Consider the following 18375-nt stretch of genomic DNA (forward strand, 5'->3'; position numbering starts at 1 on the left):
TCGTGATCACGGCCACGGACCTCGAGGTCCGCGCTGGCGCGCGCATCCTGGTCTCGCCCGACGGCCCGGACCTTCGCGTGCAGCCCGGCGACCGCATCGGGCTCGTCGGGCGCAACGGCGCGGGCAAGACCACCACCCTGCGGATCCTGGCGGGGGAGGGGCAGCCCTACGCCGGCTCGGTCACCGCCACCGGTGAAATCGGTTACCTGCCACAGGATCCCAAACAGGGGGACCTGGAGGTGCTGGCGCGTGACCGGGTGCTCTCGGCCCGTGGGCTCGACGTGCTGGTCAGCGATCTCGAGAAGCAGCAGGTGCTGATGGCCGAGGTCGCCGACGACGAGGCGCGCGACCGCGCGATCCGCCGCTACGGGCAGTTGGAGGAGCGGTTCGTCGCGCTGGGCGGCTACGGCGCCGAAAGCGAGGCCGGCCGCATCTGCGCGAGTCTCGGGCTGCCCGACCGGGTGCTGACGCAGAAGCTGCGGACCCTCTCCGGTGGGCAGCGCCGCCGGGTGGAGTTGGCCCGCATCCTGTTCGCCGCGTCCGACAGCGGCTCGGGTTCGGACACCACGCTGCTGCTCGACGAGCCCACCAACCACCTCGACGCGGACTCGCTCGGCTGGCTGCGCGACTTCCTGCGGGCGCACACCGGCGGCCTGGTCGTCATCAGCCACAACGTCGAATTGCTCGACGACGTCGTCAACCGGGTGTGGTTCCTGGACGCGGTGCGCAGCGAGGTCGACATCTACAACATGGGCTGGAAGAAATACCTCGACGCCCGGGCCACCGACGAGCAGCGTCGCCGCCGGGAACGCGCCAACGCCGAACGGAAATCCACGGCGTTGCGCGAGCAGGCCGCCAAGTTGGGCGCCAAGGCGACCAAAGCCGCTGCGGCACAGAACATGTTGCGCCGCGCCGATCGGATGATGGCCGCCCTCGACGACGAACGGGTCGCCGACAAGGTGGCCCGCATCAAGTTCCCGACCCCGGCCCCGTGCGGACGGACGCCGCTGGTGGTCAAGGGGCTGAGCAAGACCTACGGCTCGCTCGAGGTGTTCACCGGCCTGGACCTGGCCATCGACCGCGGCTCGCGGGTGGTGGTGCTGGGACTCAACGGTGCCGGAAAGACCACGCTGCTGCGGCTGCTGGCGGGGGTGGAGATTCCCGACACCGGCGGTCTCGAACCCGGACACGGCTTGCGGATCGGCTATTTCGCGCAGGAGCACGACACGCTCGACGACGACGCGACCGTGTGGGAGAACGTCCGGCACGCCGCACCCGAATCCGGCGAACAGGACTTGCGCGGTCTGCTCGGGGCGTTCATGTTCAGCGGCCCGCGGCTCGACCAGCCGGCGGGCACGCTGTCGGGCGGTGAGAAGACCCGGCTGGCGCTGGCCGGCCTGGTGGCCTCCACCGCCAACGTGTTGTTGCTCGACGAGCCGACCAACAACCTCGATCCCGCGTCGCGCGAGCAGGTGCTCGATGCGCTGCGCAGCTACGCCGGCGCGGTGGTGCTGGTGACGCACGACCCCGGTGCCGCCGAGGCGCTCGACCCGCAGCGGGTGCTGCTGCTGCCCGACGGCACCGAGGACTACTGGTCCGCCGACTACCGCGATCTCATCGAGCTGGCCTAGCTCGGACTTTTTGCCGCAGGCGTTTTCGGTCAATCCGGGCCACGCTTGACGGCGGGTTTCTACTCTGGGTGCTTGGATCGTGTCCGAGCGTGGGGAGAGGGGCCAGTGAGGAAGCCGGTGCAGAAGTCGAACAAGACGCGCGAACAACTGCTGGGGGAGTTGCGCAGCGCCTACGAGCAGGGGGCCAGCATCCGCAATCTGGCGGCCACCGTCGGCAGATCGTACGGATCGGTGCACAGCATGCTGCGCGAGTCCGGCACCACGATGCGCGGCCGCGGCGGCCCCAACCACACGGCGCGGTCGCGCTGAGTTCCTAGGTCGCGCCGGGTTTCTGGGTCGCGCTCCCGGAACGGTTGCGGCGCATCGACTTCTCCGCCAGGTCCAGCACCGCGGCCAGCCGCCGCGGATCCTCCCCGGACGCCAGCCGTGCCACCAGGCCGTCCAGGACCAGTTCCAGATAGCACTGCAACACGTCGGCGGGGACGTCGTCGCGCACCCGCTGCGCCTCCTTCTGCCGGCGCAGGCGTTCGGTCGTCGCCGCCGCCAGGTCCGCGGACCGTTCCGCCCACCCGCGACTGAAGGCGGGGTCGTTGCGCAGCTTGCGCGCGATCTCCAGCCGGGTGGCCAGCCAGTCGAACTGCTCGGGCGCAGCGAGCATGTCGCGCATCACCTGGATGAGGCCCTCGCGGGACGCCACGTCGGCCATCCGTTCGGCGTCCTCGTGCGCCAGGGCGAAGAACAGCGCGTCCTTGTCGCGGAAGTGGTGGAAGATCGCGCCGCGCGACATCCCGATCGCCTGTTCGAGCCGGCGGACGGTGGCCTTGTCATAGCCGTACTCGGCGAAGCAATGACGGGCGCCGTCCAGGATCTGGCGGCGGCGAGCCGCCAGATGGTCCTGGCTGACTTTGGGCACGGGCGCTTCAGCGCTAACCCGATTTGAGCATGTTGCGCAACACGTACTGCAGGATGCCGCCGTTGCGGTAGTAGTCCGCCTCCCCGGGGGTGTCGATGCGCACCACGGCGTCGAACTCGACCGGGTCGCCTCCGTCTTTCCTGGCCCTGACGTGAACGGTTTTGGGTGTCTTACCGGCGTTGAGCGCACCGATCCCGGTGATGTCGAAGACCTCGGTGCCGTCGAGCCCGAGCGAACCGGCCGACTTGCCCTCGGGGAACTGCAGTGGGATGACGCCCATGCCGATCAGGTTGGACCGGTGGATGCGTTCGAACGACTCGGCGATCACCGCGCGCACGCCCAGCAGCAGCGTGCCCTTGGCCGCCCAGTCCCGCGACGAACCGGAGCCGTATTCCTTGCCGCCCAGCACCACCAGCGGAATGTTCTGTGCCGCATAGTTTTGCGCGGCGTCGTAGATGAACGCCTGCGGGCCCCCGTCCTGGGTGAAGTCACGGGTGTACCCGCCCGCCACATCATCGAGCAGCATATTGCGCAGCCGGATGTTGGCGAACGTACCGCGGATCATCACCTCGTGGTTGCCGCGCCGCGAACCGAAGGAGTTGTAGTCCCTGCGGTCCACGCCGTGCTCGTCGAGGTACTGCGCCGCCGGGGTGCCCGGCTTGATCGCGCCGGCGGGGGAGATGTGGTCGGTGGTCACCGAGTCGCCGAGCAGCGCGAGCACCCGGGCGCCGGTGATGTCGCCGACCGGTTCGGGGTCCGCCGCCATGCCCTCGAAGTAGGGTGGCTTGCGCACGTACGTCGAGTCGGGATCCCACTCGAAGGTCTTGCCGCTCGGGGTCGGCAGGTTGCGCCAGCGCTCGTCGCCCTTGAACACGTCGGCGTAGTTCCTGGTGAACATCTCGGAGTTGATCGCCGAGGCGATGGTGTCCGAGACGTCCTTCTGCGACGGCCAGATGTCTTTCAGATAGACAGCCTCGCCGTTTTTGCCGGTGCCGAGCGGCTCCTTCTCGAAGTCGAAGTCCATGGTCCCGGCCAGCGCGTAGGCGATGACCAGCGGCGGCGACGCCAGGTAGTTCATTTTCACGTCGGGGTTGATGCGGCCCTCGAAGTTCCGGTTGCCCGACAAGACGGCGGCCACCGAGAGATCGTTGTCGTTGATCGCCTTGGAGACATCCTCGGGCAGCGGGCCGGAGTTGCCGATGCAGGTGGTGCAGCCGTAGCCCACGAGGTAGAAGCCGAGCTTCTCCAAATACGGCCACAGGCCGGCTTTGTCGTAGTAGTCGTGGACCACCTGGGAGCCCGGGGCCATCGTGGTCTTCACCCACGGCTTGGACGACAGGCCCTTTTCCACGGCGTTGCGGGCCAGCAGCGCCGCGCCCAGCATCACCTCGGGGTTGGAGGTGTTGGTGCACGACGTGACCGCGGCGATCACCACGGCGCCGTGGTCGAGCACGAACTCGCCGTATTCGTCGGACTTCACCGTCACCGGTTTGCTCACCCGGCCGTTGGCGTGCGCGGCCGCCGAGTGCACCGGCGGGGCGTCGTCGGCGTGTCCGTTCTCCAGTGCGCCAGGATCACTGGCCGGGAACGACTCGTCGACGGACTCGTCGAGCTTGGAGTACTCCTTCTTGTCCGGGTCGTCACCGACGTAGCCGGGCAGCTGGTTGCGGAATGTCGTCTTGGCTTGTGACAACGGGATTCGGTCCTGCGGACGCTTGGGCCCGGCAATCGAGGGCACCACGTCGGCGAGGTCGAGCTCGAGGTACTCGGAGAAGGCGGGCGCGTGGTCGGGGTCGTGCCACATGCCCTGCGCCTTGGCGTAGGCCTCGACCAGCGCCAGCTGCTCCTCGTTGCGCCCGGTGAACCGCAGGTAGGAGATCGTCTCCTCGTCGACCGGGAAAATGGCTGCGGTGGAACCGAATTCGGGACTCATGTTGCCCAGCGTGGCCCGGTTGGCCAGCGGCACCTCGGCGACGCCCTTGCCGTAGAACTCGACGAACTTGCCGACCACGCCGTGCTCGCGCAGCATCTGGGTGACGGTCAGCACCACGTCGGTGGCGGTGACGCCCGGCCGGATCTCGCCGGTCAGCTTGAAGCCGACCACCCGTGGGATCAGCATCGACACCGGCTGGCCGAGCATCGCGGCCTCGGCCTCGATGCCGCCCACGCCCCAGCCCAGGACGCCGAGGCCGTTGACCATCGTGGTGTGCGAGTCGGTGCCCACGCAGGTGTCGGGGTAGGCGACCCCGTCGCGTTCCATGACCACGCTGGCCAGGTATTCGATGTTGACCTGGTGCACGATGCCGGTGCCCGGGGGCACCACCTTGAAGTCGCGGAACGCTCCCTGGCCCCAACGCAGGAACTGGTAGCGCTCCCCGTTGCGCTGGTACTCGATCTCGACGTTGCGCTCGAACGCGTCGGCCCGGCCGAACACGTCGGCGATCACCGAGTGGTCGATCACCAGGTCGGCGGGTGCGAGCGGGTTGACCTTGTCCGGGTTGCCGCCCAAATCGCCGATGGCCTCCCGCATGGTGGCCAGGTCGACGATGCAGGGCACGCCGGTGAAGTCCTGCATGATCACGCGGGCGGGCGTGTACTGGATCTCGATGCTGGGCTCGGCCTCGGGGTCCCAGTTCGCGATGGCTTCGATGTGGTCCTTGGTGATGTTGGCGCCATCCTCGTTGCGCAGCAGGTTCTCGGCGAGCACTTTGAGGCTGTACGGGAGCTTCTCGGTGTTGGGGACGGCGTCCAGGCGATAGATCTGGTAACTCTTGTCGCCGACCTTCAGGTCGTTGCGGGCTCCGAACGAGTTCACAGGATCCTTGCTAGTCACATCAACTCCCGGGGATTGAGTTCTTGCGCCGACGGGCCGTGCCGGCGGAGCCACTTTAACAGTACGGTTGTCCTGCATTGCGGCCGCACGTGTACCTCCTCAGTCTTGTCGCCTCAGGCGCGGGTTTAAACCCCCGTTACCGCTCGATCGCCCGCCCTCTCCGCGCGCCGGCGCCCGTGCGGCGTGGCCGGCCCGGGAGGTCGCGTACCGTTCCTGTAGCCGTGCGGAAGGAGCGATGCGATGACGGGCCACGATTCCTTCGGCCTCCTGCCCACCTACATTCCGCAGGACGTCGACATGACCGTGGTCAAGGCCCAGGTGGCGGCGGACGGGGTCAGCGCCCCGCCGGCGGCGGTGCCGGGACTGCTGGATGTGGTCAACCAGGCACACGCCGAGGGCATCGACCTCAAGATCGTGCTGCTCGACCACAATCCGCCCAACGACACGCCCCTGCGCGACATCTCCACCGTGGTGGGCGCCGACTATCCGGGCGCCACGGTCCTCACGCTCAGCCCCAGCTATGTCGGCAGCTACAGCACGCAGTTCCCGCGTGTGACGCTCGAGGCCGGCGAGGACCACTCCAAGACGGGCAACCCGGTGGTCTCGGCCCAGAACTTCCTGCACGCGCTGGAGACCCCCGAGTTCCCCTGGACCGGGCTGACCATAGTGCTGTTGGTCGGAGTGCTCGCCGCGGCCGTCGGCACCCGTTTCCTGCAGCTGCGGGGCCGGCGTGCGGCAACGTCTTCCGTCGCTGCCGACGCTTCGGCGGCCGAGCCCGCCGAAGGCTCCTGACGAGGGTATTCGGCCCGAATCGTCGCCGGGGCGCAACCCCGATGATCACGACTGGCAAAGGCGACAGGTAACCGTTCGGTCACATTAAACGCACGTCCAGAATGCAGTTTGTGACCACCGTTTCCACAGCGTCCCATGTGACGTACGGTGCAAATGATGCTCGTGTTATCTATGGCGCCTTACGTCCCGACCTGCGCCGTCCGCCCGCGTTAGACGTAGGAGACCTGTCGAATGAGAGGCACCATCCGGGGCTTTTCTGCGCGACCGGCCGCAAGGCTGGGCCGGCCGATCATCCCGGCGGTCCTGGGCTCGCTCGTCAGCGCGGCGCTGCTGGTGAGCACGCCCGGGCTCGCGCACGGCGATCCCGTCGCCGACAAACTGGCCGCGGCGATCGCCAACGTCGCCAAGGCCAACCAGCGCCTGGAGGACTTGAACGCCGAGATCCAGACGGAACTCGAAAGCGTCAACAAGGCCATGGTCGACGTCGAGACCGCGCGGGACGACGCCGCCGCGGCCGAACACGACGTCGAGACCAGCCGGGGCGCCGTCAAGGACGCCGATGCGGCGATCGCCGGGGCGCAGCGCCGCTTCGACCACTTCGCGGCGGCGATGTACATGAACGGGCCGTCGGGCAGCTACCTGACCGCGACCAGCCCCGAAGACATCCTCGCCACCGCGGCGACCGCCCAGGCCCTGACCGCCAGTTCGCAGTCGGCGATGGACAAGCTGCAGCGCGCCCGCACCGAGCAGGTGAACCGGGAGTCGGCGGCCCGGCTCGCCAAGCAGAAGGCCGACAAGGCGGCCGCCGAGGCCAAGGCCAGCCAGGATGCGGCCGTCGCCGCGCTGGTGGACTCCAAGAACAAGTTCGTCCGGCAACGCGAAGAGGTCACCCGCCTGGCCGCCGAGCGCGACGAGGCCCAGGCCACGCTCGAGGCCGCGCAACGCGAGGCCGCGCGCAAGTGGTCGGCGGGCGGCGGCGGATCCGGCGCCCCGCCGTCGGGTGACCGCTGGGAATCCGGCGGTTCCGCCGCGCCGGCGACCGGGGGGCGCAAGTGGGACGGCGCCTGGGACCCGACGCTGCCGATGATCCCCAGCGCCAACGTCCCCGGCGACCCGGTCGCGGTGGTCAACCAGGTGCTGGGATACTCGGCGACCTCGGCTCAGGTCACCGCCAGCATGGGGCGAAAGTTCCTGCAGGGCCTGGGCATTCTCAAACCGGACGACACCGGCTTCACCAACGCCCCGGGCCGGATCCCGCGGGTCTACGGTCGGCAGGCCTCCGAGTACGTGATCCGGCGTGGGATGTCGCAGATCGGGGTCCCGTACTCCTGGGGTGGCGGCAACGCGGCCGGCCCCAGCAAGGGCATCGATTCGGGTGCCGGCACCACCGGCTTCGACTGTTCGGGACTGGTGCTGTATTCGTTCGCGGGGGTGGGCATCAAGCTGCCGCACTACTCGGGGGCGCAGTACAAGCTGGGCCGCAAGATCCCGTCGGCGCAGATGCGCCGCGGCGACGTCATCTTCTACGGACCGGGCGGCAGCCAGCACGTGACGATCTATCTCGGCAACGGGCAGATGCTCGAGGCCCCCGACGTAGGGCTGAAGGTGCGCGTCGCGCCCGTGCGCACCAGCGGCATGACCCCCTACGTGGTCCGCTACATCGAGTACTGAGCGAGGAGCCATGCGCCGCAATCGGTTTCGCCTCACCAATTTCGCCTGGGTCGCCACCGTGGTGACCGGGCTCATATTCTCCGCGGCCGGCCGGGCCCCCGTGGCCACGGCCGACCCCGGCGGCTGGGACCCCACGCTGCCGGCCACGATCAGCGCGGGCGCGCCGGGGGACCCGCTCGCGGTCGCCACCGCCTCGCTGCAGGCGACCGCGCAGGCCACCCAGACCACTTTCGATCTGGGCAGGCAGTTCCTGGGCGGTCTGGGCATCAACCTGCCCGGCGGCGAGCCCCCGGCCGCCGCCACCAATCCCGGCGGGAAGATCCCGCGCGTCTACGGCCGCCAGGCCATCGAGTACGTGATCAAGCGGGGCGGTTCCCAGATGGGCGTGCCCTACTCCTGGGGCGGCGGCTCGCTGCAGGGGCCCAGCAAGGGCGTCGGCGACGGCGCCAACATCACCGGCTTCGACTGCTCGGGGTTGATGCGGTACGCCTTCGCGGGGGTCGGTGTGCTGATCCCGCGGTTCTCCGGTGACCAGTACAACGCCGGCCGCCACATCCCGCCCAGCCAGGCCCGCCGCGGCGACCTGATCTTCTACGGCCCCGGCGGCGGCCAGCACGTGACCATGTACCTGGGCAACGGCCAGATGCTCGAGGCCTCCGGAAGCGCCGGCAAGGTCACCGTCAGCGCGGTGCGCAAGCCCGGTATGACGCCCTACCTGACTAGGATCATCGAGTACTGAGCCAGGCGCGGGTCGCCCGGGTGATTGCCGGGCGGCAGCCGCGGCGTCGACGGAATCCGGCGGGCCTGGAATAGTTGGACGCGGGCACGTGGCTGCCCCACGATTTCGGTCGTGTCGGCAGATGTGTCCGATTGAGCTGTGGAGGGTTGCTAATGACATCAGCAGGCGGGCCGCCCCAGGGCGCCAGCGGTTACTCGGGCCCGGGCGCGCACGTCGCCCCGCCGGCCCAGGACGCGCCCTCCGGTGGCGGTGACGGGCTGGCAGCCGAGGTCCACACGCTGGAGCGGGCTATCTTCGAGGTCAAGCGGATCATCGTCGGCCAGGACCAGCTGGTGGAGCGGATGCTCGTCGGCCTGCTGTCCAGGGGGCACGTGCTGCTCGAGGGCGTTCCCGGCGTGGCCAAGACGCTGGCCGTGGAAACCTTCGCCAAGGTCGTCGGCGGCACCTTCGCGCGCATCCAGTTCACGCCCGACCTGGTGCCCACCGACATCATCGGTACCCGCATCTACCGGCAGGGCCGCGAGGAGTTCGACACCGAGCTCGGCCCCGTGGTGGTCAACTTCCTGCTCGCCGACGAGATCAACCGCGCCCCGGCCAAGGTGCAGTCCGCGCTGCTGGAGGTCATGCAGGAACGCCAGGTGTCGATCGGGGGAAAGCGGTTCCCGCTGCCCAACCCGTTCCTGGTGATGGCCACGCAGAACCCCATCGAGCACGAGGGGGTCTACCCGCTGCCCGAGGCGCAGCGGGACCGCTTCCTGTTCAAGATCAACGTCGGCTACCCCTCGCCCGAGGAGGAGCGCGAGATCATCTACCGGATGGGTGTGAAGCCGCCGCAGCCCAAGCAGATCATGAACCCCGGCGACCTGCTGCGCCTGCAGGACATCGCGGCCAACAACTTCGTCCACCATGCGCTGGTCGACTACGTGGTGCGCGTGGTCACCGCCACCCGCCATCCCGAGCAGCTCGGCATGAACGACGTCAAGGCGTGGATCTCCTTCGGGGCGTCCCCGCGCGCCTCGCTGGGCATCATCGCCGCGTCCCGCTCACTGGCGCTGGTGCGCGGCCGCGACTACGTGATCCCGCAGGACATCGTCGAGGTGATCCCCGACGTGCTGCGCCACCGGCTGGTGCTGACCTACGACGCGCTGGCCGACGAGATCACCTCCGAGGTCGTCATCAACCGGGTGCTGCAGACGGTTGCCCTGCCGCAGGTGAATGCCGTTCCGCAGCAAGGCCAATCGGTGCCGCCGGTGATGCAGGCCGCGGGCGCGGCCAGCGGTCGGTGACCGACACCGACCCCGCCGCGGTGCCCGCGGCTGCTCGCCATCCACCGTCGATGCAGCGCGGGCAGATCAACGACCCGAAGCTGTCGGCGGCGCTGCGCACCCTCGAGCTCACCGTGCGGCGCAAGCTGGACGGCGTGCTGCACGGCAATCACCTCGGGCTGATCCCCGGGCCGGGCAGCGAACCGGGGGAGTCGCGGGAGTACCAGCCCGGTGACGACGTCCGCCGGATGGACTGGGCGGTCACCGCGCGCACCACGCATCCCCACGTGCGCCAGATGATCGCCGACCGGGAGCTCGAGACCTGGCTGGTGGTCGACATGTCGGCCAGCCTGGACTTCGGCACCGTGGGATGCGAGAAGCGCGACCTGGCGGTGGCGGCGGCGGCCGCGATCACCTACCTCAACAGCGGGGGCGGCAACCGACTCGGCGCACTGATCACCAACGGCGAGAGGATGATCCGCGTGCCCGCGCGGTCCGGACGCCAGCACGAGCAGACGCTGCTGCGCACCATCGCCACCACCCCGCGGGCGCCGGTCGGGGTGCGCGGGAATCTGGCCACGGCCATCGACGCGCTGCGCCGACCCGAACGCCGTCGCGGTATGGCGGTCATCATCAGCGACTTCCTGGGGCCGATCAACTGGATGCGCCCGCTGCGGGCGATCTCGGCCCGCCACGAGGTGCTGGCCATCGAGGTGCTCGACCCCCGCGACGTCGAACTGCCCGACGTCGGCGACGTCGTGCTGCAGGACGCCGAGTCCGGGGTGACCCGCGAGTTCACCATCGACGCCCAGCTGCGCGACGACTTCGCCAAGGCCGCGGCGGCGCACCGCGCCGAGGTCGCGCGCACGATCCGCGGTTGCGGCGCACCGGTTTTGACGCTGCGCACCGACCGGGACTGGCTCGCCGACATCGTGCGTTTCGTGGAGTCCCGGCGGCGCGGGGCACTGGCGGGGCGGCAGTGACGTTGCCGTTGCTCGGTCCGATGTCGTTGTCCGGCTTCGAACACGCGTGGTTCTTCCTGTTCCTGCTGGTGGTCGCCGGGCTGGCCGTGCTGTACGTGCTGATGCAGTTGGCCCGGCAGCGGCGGATCCTGCGGTTCGCCAACATGGAGCTGCTGGAAAGCGTCGCGCCCAAGCGGCCGGCCAAGTGGCGGCACGTGCCGGCGATCCTGCTGGTGGCCGCGCTGGTGCTGCTCACGGTCGCGATGGCCGGCCCCACCCGCGACGTGCGGATCCCGCGCAACCGCGCGGTGGTGATGCTGGTAATCGACGTGTCGCAGTCGATGCGCGCCACCGACGTCCAGCCCAACCGGATGGTCGCCGCGCAGGATGCCGCCAAGCAGTTCGCCGACGAGCTGACCCCGGGCATCAACCTCGGGCTGATCTCCTACGCGGGCACCGCGACGGTGCTGGTGTCGCCGACCACCAACCGGGATGCGACCAAGAACGCGCTCGGCAAGCTGCAGTTCGCCGACCGGACCGCCACGGGCGAGGCCATTTTCACCGCCCTGCAGGCGATCGCGACGGTCGGCGCGGTGATCGGCGGCGGCGACACCCCGCCGCCGGCGCGCATCGTGTTGTTCTCCGACGGCAAGGAGACGATGCCGACCAACCCGGACAACCCCAAGGGCGCCTTCACCGCCGCGCGCACCGCCAAGGACCAGGGGGTGCCGATCTCGACGATCTCGTTCGGCACGCCCTACGGCTTCGTCGAGATCAACGACCAGCGCCAGCCGGTGCCCGTCGACGACGAGACGCTCAAGAAGGTGGCCCAGCTCTCGGGCGGGAACTCGTACAGCGCGTCGAACCTGCAGGAGCTCAAGGCCGTCTACGCGTCGCTGCAGCAGCAGATCGGCTACGAGACCATCAAGGGCGACGCCAGCGCCGGCTGGCTGCGGCTGGGGGCGCTGGTGCTGGCGCTGGCCGCGCTGGCGGCGCTGCTGATCAACCGCCGGCTGCCGGCCTGACGGCCCTGCCCCGCTCGGCGCGTCGTTACGACTCCGGATCGTGGCCGTTGGCGCCGTTCTGGCGCCCGCGCAGCGCCGTCAGGGCGCGCCGTTCGCCGGCGTGGGCCGCCTCGCGCAGGGCCGCCGCTTCGGCGGGTGGATCGGCGAACAGGAGGCTGCCCGCGCCCGGTCGGCCGCCCGCGCCGAGTTTGTTCACGCGCTTGGGCACCGGGGCGCCCTGATAGGGCAGCGGGATGGGGTGGCCGTGTTCGTCGACCGGGCCCAGCGGCTGGTGCACTTCGATGTAGGCGCCGTGTGGCAGGCGCTTGATGATGCCGGTTTCGATGCCGTGCTCGAGCACCGCGCGGTCGCTGCGCTGCAGACTCACACACCAGCGGTAGGTGACGAAGTAGACGATCGGCGGGAGCACCACCATGCCGATGCGCCCGATCCACGTCGTCGCGTTCAGCGAGATGTCGAACTTGTAGGCGATGAGGTCGTTGAACGACGAGAAGGTCAGCACGAGGTAGAACGCGATCGCCATGGCCCCGATCGACGTGCGCACCGGGACGTCGCGGGGACGCTGCAGCAGGTTGTGGTGGGCGGCATCGCCGCTGAACCGTCTTTCCAGGAACGGGTAGGCGATCAGGACGGCGAAGATCGCGCCCATCAGCACCGCGACGGCCACGGCGGCCGGAACGGTGTGGTGCCAGAAGTACAACTCCCAGGCCGGCCACAGCCGCACCAGCCCGTCGGTCCACATCAGGTAGAAGTCGGGCTGCGAGCCGGCCGAGACGTGGGACGGCTTGTAGGGGCCCAGGTTCCAGATCGGGTTGATCTGCATCAGGCCACCCATCAGGCCCAGCACGCCGACGATGGCCCCGAAGAACGCGCCGGACTTCACCGCGAACACCGGCATCACCCGCACGCCGACCACGTTGCGCTCGGTGCGGCCCGGCCCGGGGAACTGGGTGTGCTTCTGGAACCACACCAACGCCAGGTGCAGCCCGATCAGCGCCAGCATGATGCCCGGGAAGATCAGGATGTGGATCGCATACAGCCGCGGGATCAGGACGTCGCCGGGGAAATCCCCACCGAACAACGCCCAGTGCAGCCAGGTGCCGATCACGGGGATTCCCAAGGTGATCGACGACAGGGCGGCCCGCAGGCCGGTGCCCGAGAGCAGGTCGTCGGGCAGCGAGTAGCCGAAGAAGCCCTCGAACATGGCCAGGATCAGCAGCAGCGACCCGATCACCCAGTTGGCCTCGCGCGGCCGCCGGAACGCGCCGGTGAAAAAGACGCGAGCGAGGTGCACCATGATCGCGGCGGCGAACATCAGCGCGGCCCAGTGATGGATCTGGCGCATGAACAGCCCGCCGCGCACCTCGAAGGAGATGTCGACGGTCGAGGCGTAGGCCTTCGACATCTCGATCCCGCGCAGCGGCTGATAGACGCCGTTGTAGGTGACCTCGGTCATCGACGGGTCGAAGAACAGGGTCAGGTAGACGCCGGTGATCAGCAGCACGACGAAGCTGTACAGCGCGATCTCGCCGAGCAGGAACGACCAGTGCGTCGGGAACACCTTGTTGAGCTGGCGGCGCAGCGCCGCGGCGGGGTGGTAGCGGGTATCGATCTCGTCGGCTCTGCGGGCCGGCTGAGCACCCGCGTCGGTCTTCCGGTCCATGCGGTTCACTCCCAGGACGACGGTGCTGGATACACCAACCGTACAGTAATGAACTACGTGACCACTAGTGACCAGTCCGTATGATTCTGGTCTCCTCGTTCATCGGATAGTTTTCTTTGCGGACCACCCATGAACCGCTCGAGCGCTCGCCGCGGGAAAGGAAGCGCACCGATGACCGACCGCGGCCGCCCACCGAGCGCACCGGGCGAAGACGCCCGGATCACCCGAACCCGGGCGGACGTCGCGCGCACGGCCTTCGACGTGCTCGTCGAGGAGGGCTCCGAGGCGCTCACGCACGCTCGCGTCGCCGAGAAGGCCGGCTATTCCAAGACCACGCTCTACAAGCACTGGCCATCGCGCCCCGACCTCGCCGCACTGGCGTTGGAGTCCCTGCGGAACTTCGAACACCACGATCCCACCGGCGATCTGCGCGCCGATCTGATCGGGGAGCTCAAGACGTTCCGGCAGGCGGTGCTCGACCTGCGCCTGGACCGGGTTCTCGCCGCGATGGCCGAGTGGGCGATGGTCGACGCGATGAACCGGGTCAGGGACGAGATCAATTCCGAAGGCCAGCGACCGATCCGCACCATCCTCGGCCAAGCCTTCGAGGAGGGGCCGGAGCTGGAGGCGGCGGTCTCCATGCTCTCCGGTGTGGTCGCCTGCCCGTCGCTGATGTTCGGCACGGTGCCCGGCGACGACGTCATCGAGGCGGCCGTCGACATCGTCCTGCGCCGTCGTTGAGCCGCGGCGAGCCGATTGCAGTCCCCGCCCGGCAAGGCGCTAGGTTGACGGAGTGACTGACACAGCCACCGACCCCACCACCGAGAACGCCGCGGAAGCGGTCAGGCCCCCGTTCGTGTCCCGTTCCGTCCTGGTCACCGGCGGCAACCGGGGGATCGGTCTCGCGATCGCGCGGCGGCTGGCCGCCGACGGGCACAAGGTGGCCGTCACCCACCGCGGATCCGGGGTGCCCGAGGGGCTGTTCGGCGTCGAGTGCGACGTCACCGACGAGGCCGCCGTCGACCGCGCCTTCAAGGACGTCGAGGAACACCAGGGCCCGGTCGAGGTGTTGGTGTCCAACGCCGGCGTGTCCGCGGACGCCTTCCTCATCCGGATGACCGTGGAAAAGTTCCAGAAGGTCATCGACGCCAATCTCACCGGGGCTTTCCGGGTGGCGCAGCGGGCGTCGCGCAGCATGCAGAAAAAGCGGTTCGGCCGGATGATCTTCATCGGTTCGGTCTCCGGCACCTGGGGCATCGGCAACCAGGCCAACTACGCGGCCTCCAAGGCCGGCGTGATCGGTATGGCCCGCTCGATCTCCCGGGAGCTGTCGAAGGCCAACGTGACCGCGAACGTGGTTGCCCCGGGCTACATCGACACCGACATGACCCGCGCGCTCGACGAGCGCATCCAGGAGGGCGCACTGCAATTCATCCCGGCGAAGCGGGTCGGCACCGCCGCCGAGGTCGCCGGGGTGGTCAGCTTCCTGGCGTCCGAGGACGCCAGTTACATCTCCGGTGCGGTCATCCCGGTCGACGGCGGCATGGGCATGGGCCACTGAGCCACTGAGCCACTGGGGCCACCACTGAGCCAGAAGGAAACAAGGATGGACATGGCAGGACTGCTCGAAGGCAAACGAATCCTGGTCAGCGGGATCATCACCGACTCGTCGATCGCGTTCCACATCGCCAAGGTGGCCCAGGAGGCGGGGGCGCAGTTGGTGCTGACCGGGTTCGACCGGCTGCGGCTGATCCAGCGCATCGCCGACCGGCTTCCCGAGAAGGCACCGCTGATCGAGCTCGACGTGCAGAACGAGCAGCACCTGAACACGCTCGCCGACCGGGTGAGCGAGGTGATCGGGCAGGACAACAAGCTCGACGGCGTGGTGCACTCGATCGGCTTCATGCCGCAGACCGGGATGGGCATCAACCCGTTCTTCGACGCGCCCTACGAAGACGTCTCCAAGGGCATCCACATCTCGGCGTTCTCGTACGCGTCCCTGGCAAAGGCGTTGTTGCCCATCATGAATCCCGGCGGCAGCATCGTCGGCATGGATTTCGACCCGAGCCGTGCGATGCCCGCCTACAACTGGATGACCGTGGCCAAGAGCGCACTGGAGTCGGTGAACCGGTTCGTGGCCCGCGAGGCGGGCAAGTACGGTGTTCGCTCCAATCTCGTTGCCGCCGGTCCGATCCGGACGCTGGCCATGAGCGCGATCGTCGGCGGCGCGCTGGGCGACGAAGCCGGCGCCCAGATGCAGCTGCTCGAGCAGGGCTGGGACCAGCGCGCGCCCATCGGCTGGAACATGAAGGACCCCACGCCGGTCGCCAAGACCGTGTGTGCGGTGCTCTCCGACTGGCTGCCGGCCACGACCGGGACCATCATCTTCGCCGACGGCGGCGCCAGCACCCAATTGCTGTAGGCCCCAATGTCATTCGATGCCGTCCTGGTGTTGTCGTTCGGCGGGCCGGAGGGCCCGGAGCAGGTGCGGCCGTTCCTGGAGAACGTCACCCGCGGCCGTGGCGTGCCGCCCGAACGCCTCGACGAGGTCGCGCAACACTACCTGCACTTCGGCGGGGTGTCGCCGATCAACGGGATCAACCGCGCGCTGATCGCCGAGCTGCGGGCGGAGCTGGGTCTACCGGTGTACTTCGGCAACCGCAACTGGGAGCCCTACATCGAGGAAACCGTTGCGACGATGCGCGACAACGGTGTTCGTCGGGCAGCGGTGTTCACCACGTCGGCGTGGAGTGGGTATTCCAGCTGCACCCAGTACGTCGAGGACATCGCCCGCGCCCGGCGGGTGACCGGGCCGGGCGCGCCCGAGCTGGTCAAGCTGCGGCCCTACTTCGACCACCCGCTGTTCGTCGAGATGTTCGCCGAGTCGATCGCCGCGGCCGCCGGCGGCCTGCCCCCCGGGCAGCGCGATGCCGCGCGGCTGGTGTTCACCGCGCATTCGGTGCCGGTGGCCGCCGACCGGCGCTGCGGCCCGAACCTCTACAGCCGCCAAGTCGGTTATGCCGCAAGGCTGGTCGCGGCGGCCGCCGGCTACGCCGAGCACGACGTGGTGTGGCAGTCGCGTTCGGGCCCCCCACAGGTGCCCTGGCTGGAACCCGACGTCGCCGACCACCTGGCGGCGCTGGCGAAGAGCGGCACCGACGCCGTCGTCGTGTGCCCGATCGGCTTCGTCGCCGACCACATCGAAGTGGTGTGGGACCTCGACCACGAGTTGCGCCTGCAGGCCGAGGCGGCGGGCATCGCGTTGGCCCGCGCCGCAACACCCAACGCCGACAGGCGATTCGCCCGGCTGGCCGCCGGTTTGATCGACGAACTGCGCGACGACCGCACGCCGCTGCGGGTGACCGGCCGGGACCCGGTGCCCGGCTGCCTGGCCAGCGTCAACGGCGAGCCGTGCCGCCCGCCGCACTGCGTGGCGCCGGAACAGTAGCGACGCTCACTCCGCCCACGCCGAGTGCAGGATCGCGGTGACGGCGGCCATCCGCGCCGAACGCACCACCGCGCTCAGCGGCCGCAACGCGTCGTTGGCGATGCGGGACTCGGAGGAGGATTGCGCCGCGATCGGTTCCGGCCCGGCGAACCCACCACGGGGGGCGTCCGATAATCGGCTGAGCCCGGCGCTGACCGCGATGATCGCGTCGACGTGCGCCGCGTTCTCGAGCACGCGCAGTGCGCGTGACGGTGCATGGTCGGGAATCCGGTGCTGCTGTGTGGATTCCAGTAGCTGCTCGACGAGCCCGCGCGGGTCGTCGACGTCGGACGACGCCGACTCGAGACCGAGGGTGCCCAGCGCGTCGGCGGCCGACCGCACGGCCGAGCGCAGGGAGTACTCGGCGTCGCCGAGTTCGTGGTGATGCGGCACCGGCGCACCGGGCAGGGAGTAGGCCGTCCATGACAGCGTGGACGATTCGGGCAGGCCCGCGTCGTCAATGGCGTCCTCGAAGCCGTCGTAGCCGAACTCGGGCACCAGTCCGACGGCGCTGTCGGGAGCGCCGGGGCCGGCGACGATGATCGCCTCGCCCGCGGCCAGGGCGTCGCGCTGAAACTGGGTTCCGGCGGCCAGCCCCCGCACGTCGCCGGGCACCGGCAGCAGCACGTTGATGCTGCCGCGCAGATCGCCGGGGCCGCCCGCCGGGCGTCCCACCGCCGTGCGCAGGGTCTGCAACAGCGACACCGCCCCGGCGTCGTTGACGTCGGGCCACGGCAGCCCGGTGTGGCCCGCGGCGACCGCATCATACGCGGTGACGGATTGCTTTGGCGCCCAAAGGGATAACGCGTCCAGGACGTCATCGGGCGCGGCCTTGCCCGCGAGCCAGGCGTTGGCCCACAGGGACAGCGAAACACTGGGACACCACACGATGTCGCAGTGTAGTTGCATTGTCCCGCGTCGGCCGATCACGCGTATTCTGGCCGCATGCCCGCCGCGGCGCTCTGGCTGATCTTCGCACTGGTGCTGGCCAGCGCGGAGGCCCTCACCGGCGACATGTTCCTGCTCATGCTCGGCGGCGGCGCGCTGGCCGCGTCGGCGGTGACCTGGCTGGCGGCCTGGCCGGTCTGGGCCGACGGGCTGGTGTTCCTGATCGTCTCGGTGCTGCTGCTGGTGCTGGTCCGGCCGGCGCTGCGGCGCAGGCTGACGCCCCGGGCGCCCCAGCTGGGCATCCAGGCGCTGGAGGGCAAGAATGCGCTGGTGCTCGACCGGGTCGCCCGCGACGCGGGCCAGGTCAAGCTCGACGGCCAGGTGTGGACGGCCCGGCCGCTGAACGACGGCGACATTTACGAACCGGGGGAGTCGGTCACCGTCGTGCACATCGACGGCGCCACCGCGGTGGTGTTCAGGACCGCGTGACGGCTTTCGACAGACGC

General features: G+C 69.4%; 17 protein-coding genes. 13 read left to right on the forward strand and 4 right to left on the reverse strand.

The genetic code is table 11. The annotated features are described in order from the left end of the window. Positions 1–2: 2 nt before the first annotated feature. Both ACJ512_RS11940 and ACJ512_RS11945 read left to right on the forward strand, forming a co-directional pair. Positions 3–1631 carry an ABC-F family ATP-binding cassette domain-containing protein gene (locus ACJ512_RS11940; RefSeq protein ID WP_407686340.1) on the forward strand — a complete coding sequence of 543 codons (1629 nt, stop codon included), beginning with the start codon at positions 3–5 and terminating at the stop codon, positions 1629–1631. Between the two features lie 117 nt (positions 1632–1748). Then, complete coding sequence (locus tag ACJ512_RS11945; protein WP_407686360.1) at positions 1749–1940, forward strand: helix-turn-helix domain-containing protein; 192 nt, start codon at positions 1749–1751, stop codon at positions 1938–1940. Between the two features lie 4 nt (positions 1941–1944). Here the strand turns inward: ACJ512_RS11945 and ACJ512_RS11950 are convergent, their stop codons facing one another. Together ACJ512_RS11950 and ACJ512_RS11955 are read right to left on the reverse strand one after the other, a co-directional pair. Then, positions 1945–2544: a TetR/AcrR family transcriptional regulator gene (locus ACJ512_RS11950; protein ID WP_407686341.1), complete on the reverse strand. Its 600-nt coding sequence runs from the start codon at positions 2542–2544 to the stop codon at positions 1945–1947. A 13-nt stretch (positions 2545–2557) separates the two neighbouring features. After that, positions 2558–5377 carry an aconitate hydratase gene (locus ACJ512_RS11955; RefSeq protein WP_407686342.1) on the reverse strand — a complete coding sequence of 940 codons (2820 nt, stop codon included), beginning with the start codon at positions 5375–5377 and terminating at the stop codon, positions 2558–2560. Between the two features lie 240 nt (positions 5378–5617). Between ACJ512_RS11955 and ACJ512_RS11960 the strand changes: the two genes are divergently transcribed. The 6 genes from ACJ512_RS11960 to ACJ512_RS11985 all read left to right on the forward strand — a co-directional run bounded on the left by ACJ512_RS11960 (position 5618) and on the right by ACJ512_RS11985 (position 11831). Then, positions 5618–6169, forward strand: coding sequence for an Rv1476 family membrane protein (locus ACJ512_RS11960; protein ID WP_407686343.1), 552 nt, complete (start codon positions 5618–5620; stop codon positions 6167–6169). Positions 6170–6400: 231 nt separating this feature from the next. Continuing rightward, positions 6401–7840, forward strand: coding sequence for an NlpC/P60 family peptidoglycan endopeptidase RipA (ripA, locus tag ACJ512_RS11965; protein ID WP_407686344.1), 1440 nt, complete (start codon positions 6401–6403; stop codon positions 7838–7840). Positions 7841–7850: 10 nt separating this feature from the next. Continuing rightward, positions 7851–8579: an NlpC/P60 family peptidoglycan endopeptidase RipB gene (ripB, locus tag ACJ512_RS11970; RefSeq protein ID WP_407686345.1), complete on the forward strand. Its 729-nt coding sequence runs from the start codon at positions 7851–7853 to the stop codon at positions 8577–8579. A 152-nt stretch (positions 8580–8731) separates the two neighbouring features. Continuing rightward, complete coding sequence (gene moxR1 / locus ACJ512_RS11975) at positions 8732–9865, forward strand: chaperone MoxR1 (protein ID WP_407686346.1); 1134 nt, start codon at positions 8732–8734, stop codon at positions 9863–9865. A 50-nt stretch (positions 9866–9915) separates the two neighbouring features. Then, entirely contained in the window at positions 9916–10827 is a 912-nt protein-coding gene (locus tag ACJ512_RS11980; RefSeq protein ID WP_407686361.1) for a DUF58 domain-containing protein, read from the forward strand. Continuing rightward, entirely contained in the window at positions 10824–11831 is a 1008-nt protein-coding gene (locus tag ACJ512_RS11985) for a VWA domain-containing protein (protein WP_407686347.1), read from the forward strand. The genes ACJ512_RS11980 and ACJ512_RS11985 overlap by 4 nt, the downstream gene beginning before the upstream one ends. Before the next feature lie 25 nt (positions 11832–11856). Here ACJ512_RS11985 and qcrB read toward each other — a convergent pair whose 3' ends face one another. Beyond that, positions 11857–13494 carry a cytochrome bc1 complex cytochrome b subunit gene (gene qcrB, locus ACJ512_RS11990; protein WP_407686348.1) on the reverse strand — a complete coding sequence of 546 codons (1638 nt, stop codon included), beginning with the start codon at positions 13492–13494 and terminating at the stop codon, positions 11857–11859. A 171-nt stretch (positions 13495–13665) separates the two neighbouring features. Here qcrB and ACJ512_RS11995 point away from each other — a divergent pair, with 171 nt between their 5' ends. From ACJ512_RS11995 to ACJ512_RS12010, 4 genes are read left to right on the forward strand one after another with little or no spacing between them, the layout of a single operon-like run. Beyond that, the gene (locus tag ACJ512_RS11995) at positions 13666–14235 is read left to right on the forward strand and encodes a TetR/AcrR family transcriptional regulator (RefSeq protein ID WP_407686349.1); all 570 of its coding nucleotides are present in this window, start codon (positions 13666–13668) and stop codon (positions 14233–14235) included. Positions 14236–14287: 52 nt separating this feature from the next. Next, positions 14288–15055: a 3-oxoacyl-ACP reductase FabG1 gene (gene fabG1, locus ACJ512_RS12000; protein WP_407686350.1), complete on the forward strand. Its 768-nt coding sequence runs from the start codon at positions 14288–14290 to the stop codon at positions 15053–15055. A 51-nt stretch (positions 15056–15106) separates the two neighbouring features. After that, complete coding sequence (gene inhA, locus ACJ512_RS12005) at positions 15107–15916, forward strand: NADH-dependent enoyl-ACP reductase InhA (RefSeq protein WP_407686362.1); 810 nt, start codon at positions 15107–15109, stop codon at positions 15914–15916. Between the two features lie 6 nt (positions 15917–15922). Next, the gene (locus ACJ512_RS12010; protein ID WP_407686351.1) at positions 15923–16942 is read left to right on the forward strand and encodes a ferrochelatase; all 1020 of its coding nucleotides are present in this window, start codon (positions 15923–15925) and stop codon (positions 16940–16942) included. Positions 16943–16948: 6 nt separating this feature from the next. Here the strand turns inward: ACJ512_RS12010 and ACJ512_RS12015 are convergent, their stop codons facing one another. Next, positions 16949–17869 carry a hypothetical protein gene (locus tag ACJ512_RS12015; protein WP_407686352.1) on the reverse strand — a complete coding sequence of 307 codons (921 nt, stop codon included), beginning with the start codon at positions 17867–17869 and terminating at the stop codon, positions 16949–16951. A gap of 57 nt (positions 17870–17926) precedes the next feature. Between ACJ512_RS12015 and ACJ512_RS12020 the strand changes: the two genes are divergently transcribed. Continuing rightward, the gene (locus ACJ512_RS12020; protein ID WP_407686353.1) at positions 17927–18358 is read left to right on the forward strand and encodes an NfeD family protein; all 432 of its coding nucleotides are present in this window, start codon (positions 17927–17929) and stop codon (positions 18356–18358) included. Positions 18359–18375 lie beyond the last annotated feature (17 nt).

Origin of the sequence: Mycobacterium cajalii (genome assembly GCF_045809005.2) — a bacterium.
In the GTDB taxonomy this organism is placed as follows: domain Bacteria; phylum Actinomycetota; class Actinomycetes; order Mycobacteriales; family Mycobacteriaceae; genus Mycobacterium.